The sequence below is a fragment of the Mesorhizobium sp. WSM4806 genome (genome assembly GCF_055811635.1).
Window position 1 is genome coordinate 248,342 of sequence record NZ_JBVVQZ010000006.1, and the last position, 24,647, is coordinate 272,988.

Here is a 24,647-nt window from a genome sequence, read left to right on the forward strand (position 1 = left end):
GACGTCGAGAAAGGCGATCTTCTGGTCGCCCGGCAGATCAGCCAGCAGGTCACAATCCATCAGGCGCGGAAAGGCGAGACTGTCCTTCATTGCCGCGTGCTCGGCAGCGGGGTCAGCGCGCACGCGGGCTGACCGGGCTTGGCACAGCATGATTCGATCTGCGCCACTGCCTCGCGATAAATGATGTTCCAGACTGCCTCATCTTGCCTGAAACCGGGCGGCATGGCATGTGACATCGCAAATCGCCGGGCGAACGGATCGGCGCCCTGGGGGTGCTCCTTCCCGGTCATCCACCGTGTGAGGCCGCCGCAGGTTTCCGCTTGGCCGATCCGGTGACAGCCGAGACAGGTATTGTCGCGCAGCGCGAAAGTCTTCGTCGGCCAGGCGTCAAACCCGAATTCCGGGCCGACATGAAAATAGGGTCCGAAAGGCGCCACTGGCACCTCGCGCCAAACCTGCCCGACAAATGGCGAATACATGAAGGGATCGTTGTCATGGCAATTGCCGCAACGATCGCCAGCGACGATTTCCGGCGCGTTCCAGAAGCCATTGTCCGTCCCCGCGGTGGGGGATGGCACCTTCAGGCCCTCGACCGGTTTATCGCGGCTGCCTTCGGCCTGGAACCAGCAGGTCGCGCCGGTCGCGGGATCATGCGCAATCACGTCGATCTCGTCGAAATCCATGCTGGCCGGATCGCGGATCACCTTCTGGCGGCACATGACGGAAACCATCATCGTCTCAGTCGACAGTGACAGGATGCGTGAATGCGGCACGCATTGCCCATCGGATTCCGCGCCATTGGACAGCAGCGCCGGGCGGTCGCATTCCATCTGCGGCTTCGGATCCTTGACCGGAACGCCGTCCACCGTCACCGGAACCGGGACGCCGTCGGCGCAGGAGAATTCCGGCAGCGGACCAATGAGGACGCGGCAGGCCTCCGCATAGCGTTCGGAAGTGGTCTGTTCGGCGGCGGCAGGCTGCGGCAGGGCAATCAGGGCTGCGATGAGCCAGACATGCCGGATCATTGGACGCCTCTTTTCGCAGCAATCACGGAAAGCGCAGTTTCATGCAGCGCCTCGACATACCGCACATAGCCCGAGCACCGGCAGATATGGGCTCCGATCCTCACCGAGATCGCCTGATGGAGATCTTGCGGCGGTGGCTCGTCTTGCAGCTCGTCGAGAAACAATTTGGCCGCCATCACAATGCCTGGGGTGCAATAGCCGCACTGGAAGGCGAAATGGCGGAGGAAGGCCTCCTGTATCGGCAAGAGTTCCGGCCCGGCGGAGACGCCCTCGATGGTGGTGATCGCAGAACCCTCCAGGATGGAAAGCGGAGTCGAGCAACTAATCACCGGGGTTCCCGCCGGGTTCGGCGGTTTCGCCACGGCCACGGTGCAGGCCCGGCAGACGCCGATGCCGCAGCAGAACTTCGTCCCCGTTAGATTCAGATCGTCATGCAGGAAGTCGATGAGCAGGTTGTCGCCCCGGGCATCGGGCACTTCCTGCGGTAAACCGTTTACAGTGAATTTGATGCTCATTGCGCCAGGCCTTTCAGGATCTTTTCAGGTGTAATCGGCAGAGAGGCAAAGCGCTGCCCGACCGCATCCCGCAATGCATTGGAGATCGCAGGCGCCACGGAACACATGACAGCCTCGGCAATGCCGCGCCCGGCTCGGCCGTCGCCGGGGGTTTCAGGCAGGATGATCAGTTCCTGCGCCCGGGCGCCCGGCCGATATTCCACGCCCAGCGGCACATCCTGCATCCGCGCCAGATGATAACGGTTCAGGTTCCACTGCCCGTTGGCCGGCCCCTCCATCCCTGGCGGCATATCCTCCAGCAGTGTCTGGGACAGCGCCATGGCGATGCCTCCCTGCGACTGGCCTGAGACAAGCTCCGGCACATGCACCCGGCCCGCATTCAGGATACTTACGACATTCTCGACGCGCACCTGGCCATTGCTGCGGTCCACCGTCAGCCCAACAATGTTCAGGCAAGGCGCCCAGACATAGCGGGCGTAGCGTTTGCTGGCGGCCTCGGGGCCGTTGGTATTCTGCCGTACCACCCTCAGTGGATTGTCTGCGCCGGGGGCGTAGTAGGAGAGACCATCAAGTTGCAGATGCAGCAGCCCACCCGGTGTCGGAAAATCGGCTTCGACCCATTGCGCTTGAAAATAGGCATGACCCAGCGCGCCGCTCGGTAAGCCCTGCTGATGGATTGTCCGACCCAGATCCGCCAGCGACAGCGGGGGCAGCGCGCCGTCCGTGGCAAGAAGCGCGCCATCTTGCCAGCGTGTCTGCGCGACATTCATGTAAGGCTGATGCCAGAGCTCGCGCGCCGCAGCCATCACACTGCCCTCAAACAGCGCGCGCGCTGTTTGCTGGACAACATGGACCTGATGCAGTCCGGTCAAGCAAGCCGAAGATGAGCCGACCGATTTCTGCGTCCAATCGGGGTTGGCCCATCGCGTGCTTGCGGTTGTATCCTGGGTCGTCAGGCCTGTCTGACCCCAGAGCGTATAGCAGGCCATATCCACCTGCGCCGCATTGGCGCCGAGTATCGGGCCAATCACCACGCTAAGCGTAGTGGCCGAACCGTTGCCCATGTCCACGGCGTCGGATTCCACGCGAATCCTCCCATCCGCGCCGATATGCACCGCCGCGACCACGCCGTCGCCCGACGTACCATACGCTTGCAGCGAGAGCGCGAGCCCAGTGCCATAGGTTTCCCCCCGCGAAGCGAAATCGGCCTTGATCGCCGCCCGGTCGCGCCAGAGCGTATGCGCTTCGGCAATGTCCAGGATCTCGGGCAGGCGCAATTCCTGCGCAATGGGCCCGCCCGCAACGGTGGTACCGTCATCTGCGACCAGATTGGCACGGCGCAGAGCCAGGGGATCCCAGCCCTTTTGCACGGCTAGGTCATCGAGCGCGGTTTCAATGCCGAAATAGGCCTCCGGCCCGCCAAAACCGCGTTGCGACCCGCCGCTCACATTCTGGGTGTGCGTGGCATTCGCGACGATGTCGGCCATCGGGAGCTGGTAAGCCCCGCCAGCACAGAGCGCGGCAAGGCTCGCTACATAGGGGTTGAGGTTCTTGCGACCGCCGCCATCGAACCGCAGCACCATCTGGGCCGCCAGCATCTTCATGTCGGCCCTGACGGAAAGCCGCCCCTCGATCCGCACACCTTGCCGCTTCAGTCCGGTGCGGAACTGTTCAAACCGATCGAACTCCAGCCGCACCGGGTTGCCATAAGCAAAGGGCGCGGCCAGTGCGAGCATTAGCGAGAATGGCGAACTGTCCCGCCCGCCGAAACCGCCTCCCGGATAGCAACTGGTCAGACGGATGTCCGTCACCTTAACCGGCGCGTCGGGTGTACCATACATTCCTGCGATATCAGCGATGTCGCCATCGGGCGATTGGGTGCCCAGCACAAGATGCAGCGCGTTTGCTCCCGCCTCATACCAAGCAATGCCGGTTTCAGGCTCCATGAACATCGGGTCCATGGCTTGCTTGTCGCAGGCGATCGGTTGAGACACATGGCTCGGGTCGGCAATCAGCGCCGCGGCGATCCGCTCGCGATAGTCTTGCAGTACGTCCTTCTTCTCATACTTTTTCGGATCTGCGGTCGCATAGCTGAAATTCTCGTTTCCGATCGTATACTTCACATAGGTGGTTTCGGTCGGGAAAACGCTTCCCATGCCCTTTGAATGACCGACATCGACGGCATAAATCTGGAACTCAGCGTCGCGGAACTGCAGCGCGTTGCGCGCAGTGCGAAAACCGGCGATGCTGTCGAACAGCAGCAGCGCCACTGCCTGGCCCAGGAAGTCCGGCACATTGCCCGGCTTCACGATCAGATCGACTTCGATATTGGGCGGGCGGTCGAAGATGGTGCTATCTCCTCTTGCCACTGGTGCCTGCATGCGCTCATCCAAATGAAGGTCGCGCCGCAGCGTCACCCGAGGCGCAACGAAGCGGCCCGACAGGTTATTGCCAAGGATCACCCGCTTCGGTCGCGCGGCGTTAGGAATGCCCTTGAGATCGACCCCCAGAAAGGCGTGGTCCGTCGTCAGCGCATACAAGTACAGCGCATACCACTGCCGCGCGGGCCAGCCTGGCATGTCGCGGGCATTGAAATCGCGGGCGAAAACCTTTTGCCCGGTCACCTTGGCCCGACCGTCTATGCGTTCGGCAGGGACGCCGGGTATGGACGAAGCGTTGGTGCCGATCTGTGCCACCGCGTTGGCGGGCGCGGCGGCGTGCGCTAGACGCGACAGGCCGGTCACGCTAAGCGCAATCATGCCGGCGGCGGTCTGGACAAAACTACGGCGGGTCAGTCCCAAGCTTGGCGTGGTGGGATTGGTCATGAAAGCCTCTGCTAAGGGTCGGGCTGGAGGCGGGCTGCGCCCGCCCTAACTACGCCACAGAATTACCACCATTTTCTTTACTTTAGGGAAGCAGAAGAGTCGTTATATTAGCACCGGGTACGTTCGCTTGGGGGAGCTGATCCTGCGATGTGCAGCGCATGCTTTGTCCTCGAACCTAATTTGCAATCGCCTTCAGGCCAGACACTACCCCTTAAAATCTGTCGAGGAAACTATGCTATTCATCAGGGAACAGACCCTGTTCTTGGCATCGAAATTGAACCCCTGTGCAACTCTCGATTCCCCCGCAAACTACCACACAATCAGTGTACTCCATCTCTGCACTTGCATATGAATGACTGACAACGACCGTGTTAGCTGCAAATACGGGATCGGAGTATTTGAGGCTCCCTTCTAAACTCTTCCGTGCCGCCATTGCAAGAGAGGCCCTCGGCCAGGATGTCGTGCCAGACCCGGCGCGTGCTGTAGGTGCAGTCGCTGCTTTTGAAGCTTCGGTCAATCTCGACAAGAAGAGCTTCGTCATATCCGGACCGGCGCGCTGGGGCTTCGGTTAAGCCAGGCATGAAAGCCTGAGCGGGACACGTCCATGCGCCTCATCCGTCCGAAGCCCGGCAAGCGCACCGAAAAGGCCCTGGCCAAGATGTACCGGTAACGGATTGATGCGCGAGAACGTCAAAGTGACCCAGTGCCCTTCCGCCGCGCGCCTTAAGGGCGGCGTCCGTCAGCATACCCATCGCCTCGTGAAAAGTACCGTCAGTACAATTCGAGGTTCCGTGACAGGAAATTCCTTTTTTCTTCAATGCCTTAAGGCATAAAAAAAGTACCGTCCCGAGCCTCATTGGCTCCGACGGTACTTAGCAAAAATCGGGTGGGCAATATGCGGAAGGTCCGTCAAGCGGTCCGTCAAAGCCAATCTCTGCGTGCCGATTGTCGCCGATTGTCCCTGAACGGATTTATTTTTATTTTCAGTACGTTACGTCGCAGATTGGCGTATTTTCGCGGCGTTTGAGTGGGCCTGAATCATTCCCACTCAATGATCAATGAGATCTATAACTGATTGTTTTGATTTGTAAAATCTCATCATCTTTCCAAGGAATGCCGTCAAGAATACCGTCAGATTTTTAGACTGTTGAAAAGACTAAAACAATGTGGTCGCCGTCGCGGTATGCACACTTTTGACTGCATTATTTACGACTGCCATTCGGCGAGGTCAAAGCCGGAGTTCACAGACCATAAGGCAAGGACGGTCTTGCTCATGCTCGACAGCCCTAGGTCGAGTAGACGGGAATGGGCTGGCAGGAGATGGTGTCGTGTCGAATCCTGTCGATCCTCGATCGGCCAAAGCTTCGCATTCTCATCTGCTGTGACATTGTGTGGGCACACCTTTTTGAGGTCGTTCATTGGCAAGTCTTTGATGCTTGAAATTCTTCGGTGCTAGCAACATCACGTAATACGCTGGCAGGTTGACGACAAATCTCCTGTTCGATGGAGCTTGTCGTGCATTTTTTTGGATGAGTCACCGTGCTAGCGTGGACACATAGGCCCAATGATCCTCTGTCCTTCAACGTTTCCGCTTCGGAAGACGACCCAAGAAAGGCTTTCTCCGCAGTACGTACTGAAGTACGGAAAAATTAGAATGCCTCTCCATCTGGTCGGGGAAACGATCGAGAAGACACGCAGAGACAGGCAAACTGGTGAAGCTGATGCGCTGCATCTACGTCGATGCCGATGATGACATCGACACGGCGCTCCTTCGACACGCTGTTCGCATGTCCCAATATCTATACCCGCGTGCTATCTCTCTGCAGCCATTTCCGTACTGCTCGGCCCAACGCGCGACGGTCGCCTCTTCCTAAGCGGTCGACGTAAGCAGCCGACCCGGCTTCGTTTCACTCAAGATCATTAAGAGCGAAGGCCCGCCAACCCCTCTGTCGCACAATCAGTGATCAACGACATTGTGAACGAGTTCCGGATGGCAGTCTCTTCCTTGCACCAGCGATTCCTCGAGGCCTTTCGGCTACGCAGAGAGCATGCAGCGTCAATGGACGACGCCATGCGGAAGGCGATCGCGAAAAGGCTCATAGAGGAATACAGCAGCGCGAAGGGAGCGGCAGACGCGGTGTGGACGCTTGCGCGCGAAAACCGATGTATCGCGAAGGCCAACAGGCCGAAGGCTATGTGCTCCGTCGCCGCGGTCGTCCCGGTGCGCAACGAAGCTGCGATGGATCTGATCGTGGCCTGGCCATTGCCGGCGACTATATGCATATCACCGTCGCCGAGGTCCGTTGGGTTCGCCAGCGCGGACGCGTTCGTTGGCGGGATGTCGCCGAAGGGGCCTATCGGCGCGAGCAGGTCGTCACAATTCAGACGCTTGTCATTGGTCGTCTGCCGGCGTCGGTTCGCTCCGCGATGTTTCCTGCGGATGGTCCGGCCGACCGGGCGCGAGTCGCCGCGTGAGCTTGGATTTCCCCGCAATGTTGGGATCCGTAAACTTGAAGATCGCCTCCTCGACCTTGCACACGCGCAACGACTGCGTTTGGTCGCGCAGCGGATCGATCCGCGCTGACCCGCTTGTTTGCCGGGCGCAACTCGGTTCGCGCGCGTGATCGTCTGCATCAGAGTGTGGTTCTTCATTGGCTTGTCGAGATGGATCGTCGAGCAGGTTGGCACGTCGAAGCCGGTGATCCACATCGCGCAGACGAAGACCAGTCTCGACCTCCCCACCTCCTGGAGCATGGCTTCAAGCGGAACCGACGAGTTCACCGGCCGGATGCAGGAGGCCATCAACGGGATGATGCTGGACATGATCGCTGCGATTGCCCACAAGGACTATGACGACAGGCGGCGGCGGCAGGCCCAGGGTATCCGGAAGGCCAAGCAGGAAGGGCGCTACCGGGAGCGGCCTGAGGACCAGGAGCGCAATGCGGCCATAGAAACATAGACCCCTCCATTTCGTTACCCGGTAGCTACGTTGCACTGACGACAGCCGCAAGTAGGCGACCCGATTGGTATGCCCTACGCACACTCCGCACTCCAACCGCTGGACAAGGATTGCCCCGCCAGCGCGTGCTCATGTCGGTCTGAGGTACCGCCACCGGGCAGCCTCTCGGCGTCTGGCGGTCGTCTCGCTCGGGCCTGTGTGGTGAAACCGAAGGGGCACGGGGGGTGCCACGCATGAGCCTGTTATCCGATGGGTCGTAAGAAAATTTGGCCCGGATATTCCGACCCCTCCTTTTGACCCCGTTGAACCCGCTCACCCGAATTGTTTATCCGAGCTAGCCCAAGGGGCCGATTTGGGGGCGATCTTTATCGGCTACTAATGACCTGTCGCTTGACGCTGGGGTCAATTGGGTGGGCACTCGTCATTGGGTGGGCACGCGCGTCAGGCCGGAGTGTAGGCTGGGGCGCGGAAGTCGCAATCTTTGAAGGTCCGTCGCCGGCCGCACTCTTGAGACACCCGCCCGGGTAGCCTTGGGGGGCGGCACTAGCCGATGTAAGACTGACAGGGTGCCCAAGGCTCCGCTGTCTGGGTCCTGTCATCGCTCAGTCACTATTTAGTTGTGCTGCCACTGCACCCTGCGAAGGCAGCTCAAAGCAGCGGGGACTAACCCCAAGCCCCCCCACCCGGTCCCCGCTGCTCATTTACCGTCGCAATGACGTCAAGGCCCGCCTGACCACCCTACAACATCGCAGCACACGCCAGTACCGGGCATGATCGTGAAGGCTTTCCGGTGCCGTTGCGGCTCAACGCGCTGCGTTCACGGCGGAATTCGTGAAGGGAGAGATTCGCGCGGTAGGCGCACTGGACGGGCGCGCCATCTTGTCTATCTAATCGCCGACGCAAACCTCACCACGGAAACAATCCACCTCGATCACGAAATCCCAAACATCGTCCTCAAAACGAGCATTCCTCTCGACCTGCTGATCGGAACTACCGAACAAGCAAATTGCGAGCGCCTTGCTTTAGGATTGCCAGGCGCTTCGGCAGGCATTTGCAGACCATCGATTGCGATAAGCGCTCCTTTTGGCGATGCCACTTAGGTTAGATGAATTGCAAAAAGCTCAAGACTGTTTGGCTGGCCATCGATTCCGGCCGACTGCTCGGCCATTAATTTCACATAATTTCACATTCCAAACAGAGACGAAAGTTGGCCCAGAGCTTACGGCCGAAACGCTCGCTAAGGCAGTTGGATGCACCGTAACGGGGGCGAGCCTTCCGCGCCGATTCCAAATCCTTTGCTCTTCGGCCGTCCCCTCGTACGTCTTGACTAGTACGAGCCCGCAGCCTATTTCAGCGCCACGTTAGCACTCTCCACTGGCGAGTGCTAACCACGCTCCGGCAACGGAGAACCTTTCAACCTCCGCACCAGGGATATCCAAAATGGCAAAGTCGAATTTCCGGCCGCTGCATGACCGCGTGGTCGTTCGTCGGGTCGAATCCGAATCCAAGACCTCCGGCGGCATCATCATCCCCGACACGGCTAAGGAAAAGCCGCAGGAAGGCGATATCATCGCCGTTGGTTCCGGCGCCCGTGACGAAGCCGGCAAGCTCGTGCCGCTGGACGTCAAGGCCGGCGATCGCATCCTGTTCGGCAAGTGGTCGGGCACCGAAGTCAAGCTCAATGGCGAAGACCTTCTGATCATGAAGGAATCCGACATCATGGGCATCATCGGCTGAATATCGGCCTCACCATCGCTTAAACCCCGGGCTCAATTCAAGCCCCTGCCAGGAGCTAAAAATGGCTGCCAAAGACGTAAAATTTTCTCGCGATGCCCGTGAGCGCATGCTGCGCGGCGTCAACATCCTCGCCGACGCAGTGAAGGTCACGCTCGGCCCCAAGGGCCGCAACGTGGTCATCGACAAGTCGTTCGGCGCCCCGCGCATCACCAAGGACGGCGTCACCGTCGCCAAGGAAATCGAGCTTGAGGACAAGTTCGAGAACATGGGCGCGCAGATGGTCCGCGAAGTTGCTTCGAAGACCAACGACATCGCCGGCGACGGCACCACGACCGCGACCGTTCTGGCGCAGTCGATCGTCCAGGAAGGCCACAAGGCGGTTGCCGCCGGCATGAACCCGATGGACCTGAAGCGCGGCATCGACCTTGCGGTTGGCGACGTCGTCTCGACGCTGATCAAGAATGCCAAGAAGATCAAGACCTCGGAAGAGGTTGCCCAGGTCGGTACCATCGCCGGCAATGGCGATGCTTCGGTCGGCTCGATGATTGCCGAAGCGATGCAGAAGGTCGGCAATGAGGGCGTCATCACGGTCGAGGAGGCCAAGACCGCCGAGACCGAACTCGAAGTCGTCGAAGGCATGCAGTTCGACCGCGGCTATCTCTCGCCCTACTTCGTCACCAACGCCGACAAGATGGTTGCGGATCTGGAAGACGCCTACATCCTTCTCCACGAGAAGAAGCTCTCCAATCTGCAGGCCATGCTGCCGATCCTCGAGGCTGTCGTGCAGACCTCGAAGCCGCTGGTCATCATCTCGGAAGACGTCGAAGGCGAGGCCCTGGCCACGCTGGTCGTCAACAAGCTGCGTGGCGGCCTGAAGATCGCCGCCGTCAAGGCGCCGGGCTTCGGCGATCGCCGCAAGGCCATGCTGGAAGACATCGCCATCCTCACCGGTGGCCAGGTCATTTCCGAAGACCTCGGCATCAAACTCGAGAATGTTGGCCTCAACATGCTCGGCCGCGCCAAGAAGGTGTCGATCTCCAAGGAGAACACCACCATCGTCGACGGCGCCGGTAAGAAGGCCGAGATCCAGGGCCGCATCGCCCAGATCAAGCAGCAGATCGAGGAGACCACCTCGGACTACGACAAGGAGAAGCTGCAGGAACGTCTCGCCAAGCTGGCGGGCGGCGTTGCCGTCATCCGCGTCGGCGGTGCGACCGAGATCGAAGTCAAGGAAAAGAAGGACCGCGTCGACGACGCCCTCAACGCGACCCGCGCGGCCGTCGAAGAAGGCATCGTTCCCGGCGGCGGCGTCGCACTCCTGCGCGCTTCGCTGGCCATCACCGTCAGCGGCGCCAACTCCGACCAGACCGCTGGCATCAGCATCGTGCGTCGCGCGCTGCAGGCTCCGGCCCGCCAGATCGCGGCCAACGCCGGTGCGGAAGCATCGATCGTTGCCGGCAAGATTCTCGAGAACACGGGCCCGACCTTCGGCTTCAACGCCCAGACCGGCGAATATGGCGACATGATCGCCATGGGTATCGTCGATCCGGTCAAGGTCGTGCGCACAGCTCTTCAGGACGCGGCCTCGGTCGCCGGCCTGCTGGTCACCACCGAAGCCATGATCGCGGAGGCTCCGAAGAAGGAGTCGGCTGGCGGCGGCATGCCTGCCGGCATGCCCGGCGGCGGCATGGGTGGCATGGGCGGTATGGGCGGTATGGGCGGTATGGATTTCTAAGGTCCACGCACTTCAATAATCTCGATGGGCGGCAGCGATGCCGCCCTTTTCTCTGCCTCGGAGCCAAGCCGGATGCCACATCCACAAGGCTACATACGGCGGCACGTTCACGGCGGACACCAATGACTGACTTCATTCTGTTCGCCATTGTCGGCTTCCTCGCCCAGGCGGTTGACGGCGCGTTAGGCATGGCCTATGGCGCGATCTCCTCCACCGTGCTGCTCTCCTTCGGTGTTCCGCCGGCGCAGGCTTCCGCCGCGGTACACGCGGCGGAAGTGTTCACCACGGCCGCTTCCGGCACGGCGCACCACTACCACCGCAATATCGACTGGAAGCTGTTCTGGCGGCTTGCTCCTTTCGGCATTCTCGGCGGCTGCCTCGGCGCCTTCGTGCTGACCTCGTTCGACGGCGACAAGGTGAAGCCCTACGTCACGACCTATCTCGCTGTGATCGGGCTCTGGCTGTTCCTCCGGTCGTTCCGCAAGATCCCCAGCAATCCGGTTCCTACCCGTCTTGTGGCGCCGCTGGGTACTGTAGGCGGCTTCCTCGACGCTGCAGGCGGCGGCGGATGGGGCCCGATGGTCGTGACCGGATTGCTCGGCGCCGGCGCGCCGCCCCGCTACGTGATCGGCACTGTCAATGCGGCCGAGTTCCTGATCACGCTAGCGGTGTCCGTCACCTTCATCGTCGCGCTCGTCAGTGGGCACTGGCAGGAAGCGGGGGCGCTGTCGACACATGCAAGCTCGGTGCTGGGGCTGATCGTCGGCGGCATAGTCGCCGCTCCGCTTGCCGGATGGGTGCTCAAGGCGATTGCCGAGCGGACGCTTTTGCGGCTCGTCGGCTGCCTGATCATGCTGCTCGCTTTGTTCCAGACCGCCCAACAACTGGGATTCGTCTGACCTGAGCAAGCAGACTACCCTTCCAAGCCTTCGCTTTGCTTCCGGACATCATGATCGGCGTAACCGAAGTGAACCGCGGACTGGAGGCGACTTGCCACCCTGGAAAACCTAACCTGCGCCACAAACGGCGTATGGCACGCCAGTGATCAACGTGTTTCCCATTTCCGCCTCGCCCGGCCCATCGGTCCTTTTACGCTCGGCTCGATGCAGTGACTGCTCTGCTCGATGCAGTGACTGATGACGGCGGCGATCAACATTGCTTCGCGTGCTCTTTTAGTGCCAATTCAAGCGCTTGGCTCAAAGGCACCGCCTTGGAGAATAGGAAGCCCTGAGCGGTTCTGCAGCCAAGCTTGTGCAGAATTTGCCGGTCTGCCTCTGTTTCGACGCCCTCGGCCATGACATCGATCCCGAGCGCCCGACCAAGATCGATCACCGTTTTGACAAGCAGCCGGTCCTCCCGAGACTTGGCTAGGCCGCGAATGAAGCCTTGGTCTATTTTCACCTTGCGTATCCGACTGTCCTTGAGCGATGCCAACGTGGAAAAGCCGGTGCCGAAGTCATCGAGCGCGATGGAAATGCCGGCATGTGAAAGGCGCCCGAGCTTTTCATCTACTCTGTCCGGGTCCACTGGGGATTCTTCGGTAATCTCGATTTCGAACATCGTTGCTGGGAGGTCTTTTGCCGCCAGACCATTCAGAACCATGTCGTCGATATCGCCGGCTTCCAATTCGCGCGGTGACAATACCTCTTCGGGGCGACATTTAGGGCCTGCCGCGGGAAGCTGCCGCCTCTGCGTGCAGGGGCAGCGATTACTCCGGCGAATGAGGCCCTCTTTCATCGCGCACGGTCCAAAGCTGCTGGTACGGTTTCATCGCCTAAGCATGGCCGAAATGCCATGCCGCATAAAGGGGGCATGTTGGGCGAACCGAAGCCCCACATGTCGTGCAAGCCGTGCCGCCGGGTGCTCGCTTGAGTAGAGTCCGACAAGAATGTTCGTGCCGTGGAAGAGCGGCGCCGCTGACAGGCGCAGCCACCTTTCGTATCCGTGCAGCATGTCGGGATCGGCAATCTCGCGACCGTCGCGACATGCTGTTAGGATTCCATAGGCGAGTTGCTTCTGGCCGCTGATACCGATGTTGAAACCATGCGCAGTCACCGGGTGCATGCCGATGGCAGCGTCGCCGATGAGTGCGGCGCTGGGAGCTCGGAATTTGTGCGCCCAAGTCGTGACCAGCGGATAGGTATGGCGCTTGCTTGCCAAGGTCATTTTTCCAAGGCGCCCTCGACACCGGTTCGTCAATTCCCTCAGAAACAAATGGTCGCTGAAGGCAAGCAGTCTATCGGCCTCGTTTGAGCGCAGGGTGAGCAGCAGCGACGACACTCCCTCCGCCAGGGGCAACATCGCTATTGTCTGATGGTGATCGAACCATTCGATTGCCACCTGGTGGTGGGCGCGCTCATGCCGCACCCGGCATATTAGCATCGAGTAGCCAAGCCGATTGATATCGGCGCCTATGCCGAGCAGATCACGAGTGGCCGACAGACGTGAATCGGCGGCAACCACAAGGCTAGCGTTCAACTGCACGCCATTAGACAGCGTTACGAGTGCTCCTGTGTGGCTGGTTGTTGCATCTACGACCGAGTGGCCGCACAGGAGCCGCGCGTGATTCTGCACGTGGATTGTCTTGAACAGCGCGTAGCGGATCCGGCAATTTGGGACCAAAACTCCGAGGGGTTCTCCAGACCCGCTGGGAGGATCGAAACGCAGAGCGAAAGGGCTCGAACCGTTGAGCACGCGCGCGCCGTGAAGCTGTGATTTGTCCGAAGCGGGGATGGCATCCCAGGCGCCGATCTCGCGAAGGATTCTGATCGAGGCGTGGGTCAGCGCGATTTCCCGGCCGTCAAAAGGCGGATTGGCGAGAATATCAATTGAGTTCTGTTCGACAACTGCGACCTTGAGTTGGCTTTGAGCGAGTGATGCGGCGAAGCAAAGTCCGACCGGCCCCGCTCCAACGACAATGATGTCGAAGCTGTCATCGGAGTCGGCCATCAGCGTGGCGCCATCGCGTAGGCTCTCCAGTGCCCAAGCACGAGCTGCGAAATCAAAAAACGCCTCTGATGCTAGTTAAGCACGACGCGCACAAGCTATGGCCGCCTAAATAAGTGGCAAGCCGCCTCATCAGCGGCAGATGCTCACAAAGCCGTTGCTTGACGGCTGTAGCTGGCAAGTAAGCGGTCGATCGGGCCGTTGCTGCGTCGCGATCTCGCGATCCTGGGAACGGAACTGCTGCTGCTGCTGCTGCTGATATTGCTGCCGCCGCAGCCTGTTCTCCAGCATCAGTAATTCGTTCTGCTCGACCAGCCCATTGCGATTGGCGGGGTTGAGGACTGGTGCCGAGGCGACTGGATCCGGCAACGTCGCCGTTCCCAGCATTCCCGACATGAAGATCGTCAATAGGCGAAATCGCGACATCCGTTCACTCCTGCAAACAAAACTTTGGCATACTCCGCTCACCTGGGCAGATAGCCAGCCAACCAACGGGTTTCTCACATCGGCCATTCAGCTTTCCAGCAGCCACACTTGCATCGAGCCTTTTGCCCGATTGTTCCAGAGATAGTATGGCAGGGCGGTTAGCCGGCAGTCCGAAGCGATGGGGGGCGTATTTCTGTATAGGCTGTCTCCCCAGCCTTGGTCTTCGACGCGCTGCGCGGAGGCAGTCAGCGTGACCACGCCATCGAAAAGATCGCCCCGTTCCATCGTTTCGATCTTGGACTCTCGCGGCAGTGTGAGCTGCTGCACGGGCGCCCCGGGATTGTCGACCTCTTCAACGCAATAAACCAATGGTCCGCGCTTAAGCGCCACCCGGCCGATATCCTGCTTGACCGAGGGATGAGCATAGATGCGCTCGGGAGAAATCGGTAGTTCGAGGGCGATGGTGTCTCCGGCATTCCATAGCCGCGAGATCGCAAGATAGCCATTTCTGGTGCATGCCGTCACGTCGACTGCACATCCCCCGACCGAAGCTTCGGCTTCATGAGCCCAACCGGGAATGCGGAGGTTGATCGTGAACTCGGTCGGCGCGTCAGGGCTGACCTCGATCCTGATCGAGCCGAAAAATGGATAGGCGCTGGTTTCCCGCAGGAACACATTGCCCGTAGCGAGTTGGATGTTCGTCGAAACGCCGCCGTAGAGATGGAAGGCGATTGCGTTTTCACTGGCCGAGACGAAATAGCCTCCGATCGAAGCAATTAGACGAGACGAATTCATCGTGCAGCATGGGCATGAGTGCCAGGCCCATCTGCTGCGTCGCCCATCGCTCTCGAGCGGATTGGAGTAGAAATAGCGCTCGCCATCGCGCGAAAGGCCGGTCAGCGCGCCGTTGAACAACGCCTGTTCCAGAACGTCGGCGTATCGGCCGTCGAGTTCGAGATGCAGCATGCGATGTGCCCAGAAGATCAGGCCTACCGAGGCGCAGGTCTCCGCATACGCCGTATCGTTCGGCAGGTCGTGATCCACAGTAAAGCCTTCATTCGCGGCAGCCTGACCCAAGCCGGACGTGATGTAGATTTTCGAGGAGATGACGTCGGCCCAGAGCACCTCGCATGCTTTTTTGAGGCTGTCGTCATTCAGTTCCGCCGCGAGGTCGGCCATGGCAGAAAGCATGTACATCGCTCGGACCGCATGTCCGACCACCTTAGTTTGCTCGCGCACCGGCCTGTGCGACTGGTTGTACTCATATCTTTTCGCCCTGAAATCTCTGGGGTTCTCCCCGCGCGCGACCGCTTCCTGATCGAAGTAGTGCGGCTGACGCCCGCGCTCATTCATGAAATAGGCCGCGAGGTCGAGATGCATTCTGTCTCCAGTCAAGCGATAGAGCTTAACGAGGGCCAGCTCGATTTCCTGATGGCCGCAATAGCCGCGCTTCTGGCCGGGGTTCGGGCCGAATGTCTTGCGGACATGGTCAACATACCGCTCAAGGATGTCCAGGAGCCGGCGCCGGCCCGTCGCGAGGAAGTAGGCGATACCGCCCTCGAGCAGATGTCCAAGATTGTAGAGTTCGTGATTGTCGCGCAGGTTGGTCCAGCGCTTGTCGGGCTCGCGCTGCAGGTACCAGCAGTTCAGATAACCGTCGGGAGCCTGCGCCTTTTCGAGATCATCGACAATATTTTCGATCCATGCCTCGATGTCGGGATCACGCCTGTGTGACAGCGCGTAGGATGCTGCTTCTATCCACTTGCCAGCGTCGGAATCCCAGAACACCTGCCCGGAATCGTGCTCGTTGCCTGGGACGCTCAGTGGCAGCGACTGGTTCGGCAGTGTGAGGGACAGCAATACACCTTGCTTGCCAAGCTGGACGTGCTGGCTGGGGATGGTCCGTGTCAGCACCGTCTCCAGCCTCTCGCGCCAGAATTGCCCCTCCAGCGCGACATCAACGAACCGAACTGGCTTGAACTCGCTCATTCGAACGCATCGGCTCCTGCAATGACGTGCGCCGGACTGCTCACGGCTTCGACAATGCCGGCGCCCCCGGCGAACACGGCCAGCACCTGATGCCGCTCAGCTTCCGTCCCGCTAGACATGCGTTCTCCCCTTGAAAAGACTCGTCCATTGAAATCAGGGCGATGAGGAGACAGCACTGATCTGGGTCAGCCAGACACGACAAATCCGCGCCGCCGGTCTATCCGCTCCGTTGCACTTGGAACACGTACATCGCCAGCGCTCGTGCGGCCGTGGGAGGTACTTCGTGGCATCAGCCGCTCGCTTGGAGGAATGGGCGACGCAGGCCTTCGAGTGACGGAATCAGCGTTCCGGCCTCTCGTCCCGGTCAATGAGGATACGCTCGGCGGCTCCGTCGAGATCCTCGTATTGACCACTCCTCAAGGCCCACAGGAAGCCAGACAGTCCAAGCCCGCCCAACAACAGCGCCACCGGTATGAGATAGACCAGGATTGTCATGAGGGTTGCGTCAATGTGCCGGTGTGGGAGCGGCTATCAGGCGGAGCAGTTCTCCTTGGCACGTCTGGCACAAAACCTTGCAGCCTCGACGCATTGCCAATGACAAGCAGTGATGAGGCCGACATCGCGATTGCCGCAATCAATGGTGTTACCTGCCCCAAAATGGCGATCGGGACGGCAATGGCGTTGTAGACAATCGCGATGGCGATGTTTTGCCGGATCAGTTGTCCGGCCTTTCGCGAAACGTCGAGGGCAAGGGAGACGGCCGAAAGGCTTTCGTGCAGGAAAACGAAATCCGCAGCTTTGCGGCCAACATCGGCCGCCGTGGCTGGAGCGATCGAGACATATGCCGCGCCCAGCGCAGGGGTGTCGTTGAGGCCGTCGCCAACCATGAGCACCTTGTGGCCGTCCTTCGCCAGGTTTTCAATATACTTGACCTTGCCGGAAGGAAGCAGCGCCGGAACAAAGTGATGTATCCCCAACGTCGTCGCGACCTCGCCGCATGCAGCCCCGGTATCGCCCGACAGCATTTTCACGGAAACTCGGGCGTTGTTCAATTGCTCGATGGCCGCCCTGGCGTCCGGACGCAGCGCGTCCTTGAAGACAAAGGACGCCACGATGATCCCGTCTTTGGTCAGAACCGTTCCGCCGTATCTGCTTTCGCCACCGGTTCGGGCCTTCCATCCAGCCCAACCACGCCGCCCCAGTCGCCAGGTGCTTCCCCTCGTGGTGGCTTCGATGCCGAATCCGGGGTGTTCGCTGACAGCTTCGAGCTTTGGCTGACCGGCGAAACCGGCAAAGGTGGCAATGGCATTTGAATGCGGGTGACGGGAGTGCGCGGCCATCTCGGCAGCGATTGCCAGCATGGCCGGATCGATGGAAGACGCGTTGACGAGCCGGGGCTCACCGAGCGTAAGCGTGCCGGTCTTGTCGAACACCGCCGTGTCGATCGCCGCCAAGCGCTCCATGGCCGAACCGTCCTTGACCATCACGCCATTTTCGAACAGGCGCCGCGCGGCGACCACCTGCACGATCGGCACGGCGAGGCCGAGCGCACAGGGACACGTGATGATAAGGACGGCGATGGCGATCGTCATTGCCCGGTGCCAGTCGCCGATGGCCACCATCCAGCCGAGGAACGTCACGAAGGCGGTCAGATGGACCACCGGAGCATAGAGCGCCGAAACGCGGTCGGCGATCCGGCGATATTGCGCGCGCCCCCCCTCAGCGGCTTCCATCAGGCGCACCATCTCGGCCAGGAAGGAGTCTTTTGCGGCGGCTGTTGCTTCGATGGTCAGCGGGCCCGTGAGATTGAGTGTGCCGGCCTGCACGGTTTCCCCTGACGACACGGTTCTGGGTGTGCTTTCACCGGAAACCAGTGAACAGTCGAGATCCGAAGAGCCTCGAATGACCTTGCCGTCGACGGGAATCCGTTCGCCGGCAGCGATCAGCAACTGCATGCCTGGTTCGATCTCGTCAACCGGCCGGTAGTCGCGCGTGCCATCGTCGCGCAATACTGTGGCGCCGCGCGCCGCCAGCCGTGACAGGCCGTTCACCGCGGTCCGGGCACGCTCGCGCATCACGTGATCAAGCGTGCGGCCGATCAGCAGGAAGAACAGTAGCGATACCGATGCATCGAAGTAAGCGTGGTCGCCATGGTTGATGGTTTCGTAAAGGCTCATCGCGTAGGCGAGCGAGACACCAACCGCAATCGGCACATCCATGTTCATGCGGCCGTGACGCAATGCGTTCCATGCCGAGCGGAAGTAGATGCCACCAGCGAAGGCGAGCGCGGGGATGGCGATCAGTGCCGAGACCCAGTGGAACAGGTCACGGGTCGCACCTTCAGCGCCGGACCAGACCGACATTGAAAGCAGCATGATGTTGCCCGCTGCAAAGCCGGCAACCCCCACGGCCCGGATCAGCTCCGATAGCGTCTTGTCCTTCTCCCCTGTCTCGGGCGCGAACAAATGCGCTTCGTATCCCAGCCGTCCAAGCGCGGCGACAAACGGTGGAACCTCATTTCCGCGCCACCGGATCGCAACCCGTTTCGTCGACAGGTTGACACGTACACCCTCGACGCGATCGAGTTTTCCAAGTGCCCTCTCGATACTCTGGATGCAGGCTGCGCAATGCACCGTCGGGACCGAGAGATCGGTTTGGTGCAGATCGCCGCCAAGCGAGCGGCTCGCCAGCCTGACCTCTTGGCTTGATGGCAGGACGGATATGCTGCTTTCCAGATCCAGCGCCGTTTCGGCGCCCGGTGCACAACAGCTCATTGTAACGCTCCATGGGAAATTATAATTCGACGGACGTCGCGATAGGGTTCTGCCAGACCAGCATCGGCGTCGACTTGGACGATCCAGACGCCGTCCCTTGGCGTATGCTGGGCGGCAAATTCCTGGCTCGTGGCGAGCGCAAGCATGACGGCTTTGTCCTCGGCCTCGTAGGCGGGATGACGGAACAGGAGCCTGACGCCGTGCAACTGGACCGCTTTGCCGGCGGCATCGCTGAGGCCGTAGCGGACCTCGCCCCGTGCGATGGTCAGTTTGCCGGTCCAGCCGAGTGCGGCCTGCGCGCGCCCTTTCTCGGCCATCCGGTTGAACTGCTGGCTCGCGACATAGGTGTTTTCGACGACGAGGCCGGTCCAGCTTGTGCTGGCGAGTGTTGCCATGGTCAGGTTCACACCAACGATCACGCCGAAAAAGCTAAGGATGATACGCAACATATGCCTGCCGGTGAATTCGGGGGGCCTTCGTGCATTGACGCTCATCTAACGATCTCCGGTGCGTTGAACGTGGCCGTGTATTCGTCCGACTCGAAGCTCGCCTTGTCCTCGACCCGAAACTTGAACGTCTGCGCTTGGGCATTGATCTGTTCCGCCGGCTGGCGGACGAAAACCTTCAGCATTTTCAGCCGGTCCGGTTCGACCGGAACGGAGAGGGAGCGATCCGCAGGCATGTCGATCCCGACGACGCTCATCTCGGCATCGGCCAGGCCCTGCATGGTGACGACGATCGTTCTTGGCTCTGGGATCATGTTGAGCAGCTTGACGGTGTAACCATTGCGGATCGAACCATCGGACAGCGTGACGAACTGCGGATTGCGGTCGTGCAGAACGTTGACCTCGAGCCGATCGCGCGTCAGCAGCGAGTAGAGTAAGGCGAGACCGACCGCCGACCACGCACTCATGTAGACGAAGGTGCGCGGTCGAAAGATCTTGCGGACATGGAAATGGGCTAACCTGTCGGAGAAAGCGCCGCCGTCGGTCCGGACGAGCGACGGGTTCACCGAGCAGGAGCCGCCTGCAGTCGCTACCGCCATGTTGGCGTTGTAATCGGACAGCGTCGCATAGGAGATCAGCCCGCGCTCCTTGCCGAGCTTGTCCATGACGCTATCGCAGGCATCGATGCACAGCGCGCAAGTGATGCATTCGAGCTGCTGGCCATCGCGAATGTCGATCCCCATCGGGCAGACGGCGACACAGGCATTGCAATCGACGCAGTCTCCGACCGGCTGCCCCGCGGCCTGGACCTTTTTGGCGTGCCGCGAGCGAGGTTCGCCGCGCCAGTCATTGTAGGTCACGGTGAGCGAATTTTCATCGAGCATGGCCGCCTGAATGCGCGGCCACGGGCACATATAGGTGCAGACCTGCTCGCGCATCAGCCCGCCGAATGTGTAGGTGGTTGCCGTCAGCACGCCGATGGTGATGTAGGCGACCGGCGCCGCGGTGCCAACGAAGACCTCGCCAATCAGCATTGGCGCATCGGCGAAATAGAAGATCCAGGCGCCGCCGGTCGCTGAGCCTATGGCCAGCCAGATCGCGTGTTTCGATCCACGCAGCACAAGCTTGCGCGCGGTCCACGGTCCGGCGTCAAGTTTCATGCGGGCATTGCGATCTCCCTCGATCGCACGCTCCACAACCAGAAACAGATCGACCCATACGGTCTGCGGACAGGTATAGCCGCACCAGGCTCTGCCGACTGTGGATGTGATTAGGAAAAGGCCGATGCCGGCCATCACGAGAAGGCCGGCCACATAGAAGAATTCCTGCGGCCAAATCTCGATGAAGAAGAAATAGAAGCGGCGGTTGGCAAGATCGATCAGCACGGCCTGGTCCGGTGCAAACGGACCTCGGTCCCAGCGCAGCCAGGGCGTCAGATAGTAGATCGCTAGCGTGATCGCCATCACCAGCCATTTGAAGCGACGGAAATTACCCGAGATTCGCTTGGGGAAAACCTTCTTGCGTGGGGCATAAAGCGGCTCACGGGTGTTGGGGGAGTCAATCGCTTCTGCTTGGGGCGGTTCTGTCTGCGTTTTATCACGCACGTGGCATCTCCAGTCCCGCTGCCGATGTCAGGGCCGCCCATCGAACAGCCTCGCCGTGGGCGGTCCGCCCGTGTTGATGCAGGTCACAGCCGGAATGGTGTCGAGGCCCGGCTCGCGCCGGGCCTCGTCGCTTGGCAGGGGGAGGGCCGAGAATAGGCTTCCGTTCCTATTCTCCGCCGCCAAGCGAATGGACATAGACCGCAAGTTCCTTGACCTTGACCTCGCCGAGACGCCCACCCCAGGCCGGCATGACGCCTTGCTTTGGCGCGCGAACCTGCGCGGCAATAGCCGTCTCGCCCGCCCCGTAGAGCCAGATCGCGTCGGTCAGGTCGGGTGCGCCAAGCTCCGTGTTTCCCTTTGCATTATCACCATGACAGGCGGCACAATTCTCGGCGAAAACATTGGCGCCGGGTATGACCATTGCTTGATCGCCAACAGCGCCGGAGAGACTCGAGACATAAGCGCTGACCTGTGTAATCTGCTCGGGCGTAATGATGTCACCAAACGCCGGCATTTCCGACAGGCGCGTGTCGGGGTCTGAGGCAACGCGGATGCCGTGCGTGATTGTCTGCTGGATCTGCTCGGCCTTGCCGCCCCACAGCCAATCGTCATCATTCAGGTTGGGAAAGCCCTTCGAACCCTGGGCGCCGGAGCTATGGCACTGAACGCAATTGACCTTGAAGGCGGCGCCACCGGCCGCGATAGCGAATCCGCGCAAAACATCGTCGGCGGCAATCTCGGCGACAGTCTTCGCCTGAAGGGCGGCAACATACTTGCCCTTGGCGACCTCGGCCGCTGCCAGCTCATTCTTGACATCGTTGCGGCTGGAATAGACGAGCACGCCTCGGGTGGCGGAGCTTAGCATAGGCCATGCGGGATAAGCGATGGTGTAGCCGATCGCCCAGACTATGGTGACGTAGAAGGTGATCACCCACCAGCGCGGGAGCGGATTGTTGAGCTCCTTGATCCCGTCCCATTCATGGCCGGTGGTCGAGACGTCGGAGACTTCGTCAATGTGCTCACCGCTCATGATCAGTCGTCCTTGAGAGGGATTTGAGCAGCTTCGTCGGCTCGCGTCCTGCTGCCGGGACGGAGCGCAAAGGTGATGCATCCGACGAAGAACAGCGCCATAGCGAGCAGGCCCCAAGTGTCGGCAAACGCCCGCATGAAGTTGTAGGTCATCACCATTCTCCTCAGCGGTAACCGGCGGCTTCGTCGTAGTTTTTGAAATCGACCAGAGTGCCAAGCATCTGGAGGTAAGCGACCAGCGCGTCCATCTCGCTGACCTGTTGCGGATTGCCATCGAAGTCACCGAGCTTGGCCTTTGGATACCGCGCTTCAAGACCGGATGTGTCGATGTTGGGATCTGCCTGCGCCATGAGATCGGCATTCGCGCTCGCGATCATGTCGTCGGAGTAGGGCACGCCCACACGGCTGTTCGCGATCAGGTGCGTCGAGAAGTCCTTCACCTCAATCGGCATTTCCTTCAGGAACGCGTAGCTCGGCATGATCGATTCCGGCACCACGGAGCGCGGATCCACAAGGTGCTGAACGTGCCATCCATTGGAATAACGGTCGCCCACCCGCGCGAGATCCGGTCCTGTGCGTTTCGATCCCCACTGGAACGGGTGGTCGTACATCGACTCGGCCGCCAGACTGTAGTGCCCATAGCGCTCGACCTCATCGCGGAACGGCCTGATCATCTGGCTGTGGCAGAGGTAGCAGCCCTCGCGCACATAGATGTTGCGGCCAGCGAGTTCGAGCGGCGAATAGGGCCGCATGCCTTCGACCTTCTCGATCGTATTGTCGAGATAGAAGAGCGGCGCGATCTCGACGATGCCGCCGATCGTCACCACCAGAAGGGAGCCGACGAGAAGAAGCGTGGCGTTCTTCTCGATTACGGCGTGTTTGTCCATCAAGCCCATTTTCTGGCTCCTGATCGCGCAGGTCGGACGGCGGCGATGGGACGCGGCATCGGTTTCTCCTCGCGCTGGTAGCCGAGGATTGTCATGGTGACGTTCCATGCCATGATCAGCGCGCCGGACAGGTACATCGCGCCGCCGATGGCACGCATGATGTAGTACGGATGCATGGCGGCGACAGTTTCGGCGAACGAGAAGACCAGAAAGCCCTGCTCGTCGTATTCGCGCCACATCAGGCCCTGCATAACGCCGGAGACCCACATCACCGCGGCGTAGACGACGATCCCGAGCGTTGCCAGCCAGAAGTGCCAGTTGACGAGCCGCAGCGAATAGAGCCGCTCGCGGTTCCACAACTTCGGCACCATGAAATAGATCGCGCCGAACGAGATCATGCCGACCCAACCGAGTGCGCCGGAATGCACGTGCCCGATGGTCCAGTCGGTGTAGTGCGAGAGCGAATTGACCGTCTTGATCGACATCATCGGGCCTTCGAAAGTGGACATGCCATAGAAGGCTATGGCCATGACCATCATGCGGATGATCGGGTCCGTCCGCAGCTTGTCCCAGGCGCCGGACAGCGTCATCAGGCCGTTGATCATGCCGCCCCAGGAGGGCATCCAAAGCATGATCGAGAACGCCATGCCGAGCGTCTGCGCCCAGTCGGGCAAGGCGGTATAGTGGAGGTGGTGCGGGCCGGCCCAGATGTAGAGAAAGATCAGCGCCCAGAAGTGGATGATCGACAGCCGGTAGGAATAGACTGGCCGGTTCGCCTGCTTGGGCACGAAATAGTACATCATGCCAAGGAAGCCGGCGGTGAGAAAGAAGCCCACGGCATTGTGGCCGTACCACCACTGCGTCAAGGCGTCCTGGACGCCGGAGAAGGCTGAATAGCTTTTTGAACCCACGAACGAGGCTGGCATCGACAGGTTGTTGATCACATGCAGCATCGCGATGGTCACGATGAAGGACAGGTAGAACCAATTGGCGACGTAGATGTGCGGTTCCCTGCGCTTCAGGATGGTGCCGAGGAACAGGACGAGGTAGGCGACCCAGACGATGGTCAGCCAAAGATCCACATACCATTCGGGCTCGGCGTATTCGCGGCTTTCGGTGATGCCGAGCAGGTAGCCCGTCGCAGCCATGACGATGAACAGCTGATAGCCCCAGAACACGAACCAGGCGAGATTGCCGCCGAACAGCCGGGCGCGGCAGGTGCGCTGTACGACATAAAGGGACGTGCAAAGCAGCGCATTGCCGCCGAAGGCAAAAACCACGCCGGATGTATGCAACGGCCGCAAGCGGCCAAAGTTGAACCAGGGCTCGACGCTGAGATCGGGGTAGGCAAGCTGCAGCGCGATGACCACACCAACCAGCATGCCTACGACGCCCCAAAACACCGTCGCGACGGCCCCGTAACGGATTGGACCGTCCATAAAAGCGGCGGGGTCTATCGGAACTGCGGGCTTGAACTCCGTATTGCGCAACAGGATCGCGGTGAAACCAGCTACGGCGAAGAACAACACCCACATATGCTGGCGGAAAGGTTCATCTACGCCGAAACCGGCAGCCACCAGGGCCGCAAAAGCAAACAGGCTTAGAAGCACGATCTCTGTGCCGAATTTCATCGCAAATCCCGATCTCGAACCCGGCGGACGCCAAATCCGCTGTGCATCAATTGCGCAGCCGCCGCCTGCTCGCCCTGATCCATGTCAGGGGGCGCACGATTTTTCGGCAGCTAGGTTGA

At 60.5% G+C, this 24,647-nt stretch carries 20 protein-coding genes and 3 pseudogenes; 5 read left to right on the forward strand and 18 right to left on the reverse strand.

The window, feature by feature from the left end:
• Positions 1-86: 86 nt before the first annotated feature.
• The 4 genes and pseudogenes from AC0L2M_RS12220 to AC0L2M_RS12235 form a co-directional block, all read right to left on the reverse strand.
• Positions 87-1,025 carry a hypothetical protein gene (locus tag AC0L2M_RS12220; protein ID WP_473534974.1) on the reverse strand — a complete coding sequence of 313 codons (939 nt, stop codon included), beginning with the start codon at positions 1,023-1,025 and terminating at the stop codon, positions 87-89.
• A complete protein-coding gene (locus AC0L2M_RS12225; RefSeq protein WP_473534975.1) occupies positions 1,022-1,540 on the reverse strand; it encodes a (2Fe-2S)-binding protein in 519 nt (172 codons plus the stop codon). Before AC0L2M_RS12225 ends, AC0L2M_RS12220 begins: the two co-directional genes overlap by 4 nt.
• Positions 1,537-4,365: a xanthine dehydrogenase family protein molybdopterin-binding subunit gene (locus AC0L2M_RS12230; protein WP_473534976.1), complete on the reverse strand. Its 2,829-nt coding sequence runs from the start codon at positions 4,363-4,365 to the stop codon at positions 1,537-1,539. The genes AC0L2M_RS12225 and AC0L2M_RS12230 overlap by 4 nt, the downstream gene beginning before the upstream one ends.
• A 434-nt stretch (positions 4,366-4,799) precedes the next feature.
• Positions 4,800-4,971 (reverse strand): annotated as a pseudogene (locus AC0L2M_RS12235) (IS3 family transposase); the annotation flags it as partial.
• Between the two features lie 1,453 nt (positions 4,972-6,424).
• Between AC0L2M_RS12235 and AC0L2M_RS12240 the strand changes: the two are divergent.
• Positions 6,425-6,949: a hypothetical protein gene (locus AC0L2M_RS12240; protein ID WP_473535015.1), complete on the forward strand. Its 525-nt coding sequence runs from the start codon at positions 6,425-6,427 to the stop codon at positions 6,947-6,949.
• 59 nt (positions 6,950-7,008) lie between these two features.
• Here AC0L2M_RS12240 and AC0L2M_RS12245 read toward each other — a convergent pair.
• A pseudogene (locus AC0L2M_RS12245) lies at positions 7,009-7,167 on the reverse strand (hypothetical protein); the annotation flags it as partial.
• Between AC0L2M_RS12245 and AC0L2M_RS12250 the strand changes: the two are divergent.
• From AC0L2M_RS12250 to AC0L2M_RS12265, 4 genes and pseudogenes are all read left to right on the forward strand, one after another.
• Positions 7,091-7,315 (forward strand): annotated as a pseudogene (locus AC0L2M_RS12250) (recombinase family protein); the annotation flags it as partial. The pseudogenes AC0L2M_RS12245 and AC0L2M_RS12250 sit on opposite strands and share 77 nt — an antisense overlap.
• A 1,449-nt stretch (positions 7,316-8,764) precedes the next feature.
• Positions 8,765-9,061: a co-chaperone GroES gene (gene groES / locus AC0L2M_RS12255; RefSeq protein ID WP_008871949.1), complete on the forward strand. Its 297-nt coding sequence runs from the start codon at positions 8,765-8,767 to the stop codon at positions 9,059-9,061.
• A gap of 61 nt (positions 9,062-9,122) precedes the next feature.
• Positions 9,123-10,796: a chaperonin GroEL gene (gene groL / locus AC0L2M_RS12260; protein ID WP_473534977.1), complete on the forward strand. Its 1,674-nt coding sequence runs from the start codon at positions 9,123-9,125 to the stop codon at positions 10,794-10,796.
• A gap of 122 nt (positions 10,797-10,918) precedes the next feature.
• On the forward strand, positions 10,919-11,695 hold the full coding sequence (locus AC0L2M_RS12265; RefSeq protein WP_473532447.1) for a sulfite exporter TauE/SafE family protein: 777 nt from the start codon (positions 10,919-10,921) through the stop codon (positions 11,693-11,695).
• A 250-nt stretch (positions 11,696-11,945) separates the two neighbouring features.
• Here the strand turns inward: AC0L2M_RS12265 and AC0L2M_RS12270 are convergent, their stop codons facing one another.
• The 13 genes from AC0L2M_RS12270 to ccoN form a co-directional block, all read right to left on the reverse strand.
• Complete coding sequence (locus AC0L2M_RS12270; protein WP_473534978.1) at positions 11,946-12,533, reverse strand: EAL domain-containing protein; 588 nt, start codon at positions 12,531-12,533, stop codon at positions 11,946-11,948.
• A 30-nt stretch (positions 12,534-12,563) separates the two neighbouring features.
• Positions 12,564-13,745 (reverse strand): 5-demethoxyubiquinol-8 5-hydroxylase UbiM, encoded by a 1,182-nt coding sequence (gene ubiM / locus AC0L2M_RS12275; protein ID WP_473534979.1) that lies wholly within the window; start codon positions 13,743-13,745, stop codon positions 12,564-12,566.
• Positions 13,746-13,874: 129 nt separating this feature from the next.
• Positions 13,875-14,255, reverse strand: a complete 381-nt coding sequence (locus AC0L2M_RS12280) for a hypothetical protein (protein WP_473534980.1) — start codon at positions 14,253-14,255, stop codon at positions 13,875-13,877.
• Complete coding sequence (locus AC0L2M_RS12285) at positions 14,256-16,157, reverse strand: glycoside hydrolase family 127 protein (protein ID WP_473534981.1); 1,902 nt, start codon at positions 16,155-16,157, stop codon at positions 14,256-14,258.
• Positions 16,154-16,276 carry a hypothetical protein gene (locus AC0L2M_RS12290; protein ID WP_473534982.1) on the reverse strand — a complete coding sequence of 41 codons (123 nt, stop codon included), beginning with the start codon at positions 16,274-16,276 and terminating at the stop codon, positions 16,154-16,156. Before AC0L2M_RS12290 ends, AC0L2M_RS12285 begins: the two co-directional genes overlap by 4 nt.
• Before the next feature lie 220 nt (positions 16,277-16,496).
• Positions 16,497-16,652, reverse strand: a complete 156-nt coding sequence (gene ccoS, locus AC0L2M_RS12295) for a cbb3-type cytochrome oxidase assembly protein CcoS (RefSeq protein ID WP_008871940.1) — start codon at positions 16,650-16,652, stop codon at positions 16,497-16,499.
• Complete coding sequence (locus tag AC0L2M_RS12300) at positions 16,649-18,931, reverse strand: cation-translocating P-type ATPase (RefSeq protein WP_473534983.1); 2,283 nt, start codon at positions 18,929-18,931, stop codon at positions 16,649-16,651. The genes ccoS and AC0L2M_RS12300 overlap by 4 nt, the downstream gene beginning before the upstream one ends.
• Entirely contained in the window at positions 18,928-19,425 is a 498-nt protein-coding gene (locus tag AC0L2M_RS12305; protein ID WP_473534984.1) for a FixH family protein, read from the reverse strand. The genes AC0L2M_RS12300 and AC0L2M_RS12305 overlap by 4 nt, the downstream gene beginning before the upstream one ends.
• On the reverse strand, positions 19,422-20,981 hold the full coding sequence (ccoG, locus tag AC0L2M_RS12310) for a cytochrome c oxidase accessory protein CcoG (RefSeq protein WP_065010501.1): 1,560 nt from the start codon (positions 20,979-20,981) through the stop codon (positions 19,422-19,424). Before ccoG ends, AC0L2M_RS12305 begins: the two co-directional genes overlap by 4 nt.
• 166 nt (positions 20,982-21,147) lie before the next feature.
• Entirely contained in the window at positions 21,148-22,011 is an 864-nt protein-coding gene (ccoP, locus tag AC0L2M_RS12315; protein ID WP_473534985.1) for a cytochrome-c oxidase, cbb3-type subunit III, read from the reverse strand.
• A 2-nt stretch (positions 22,012-22,013) separates the two neighbouring features.
• Entirely contained in the window at positions 22,014-22,163 is a 150-nt protein-coding gene (locus tag AC0L2M_RS12320; RefSeq protein WP_040591650.1) for a CcoQ/FixQ family Cbb3-type cytochrome c oxidase assembly chaperone, read from the reverse strand.
• Between the two features lie 11 nt (positions 22,164-22,174).
• Entirely contained in the window at positions 22,175-22,906 is a 732-nt protein-coding gene (gene ccoO, locus AC0L2M_RS12325; protein WP_077376382.1) for a cytochrome-c oxidase, cbb3-type subunit II, read from the reverse strand.
• A complete protein-coding gene (gene ccoN, locus AC0L2M_RS12330; RefSeq protein ID WP_473512845.1) occupies positions 22,897-24,528 on the reverse strand; it encodes a cytochrome-c oxidase, cbb3-type subunit I in 1,632 nt (543 codons plus the stop codon). Before ccoN ends, ccoO begins: the two co-directional genes overlap by 10 nt.
• Between the last annotated feature and the right edge of the window lie 119 nt (positions 24,529-24,647).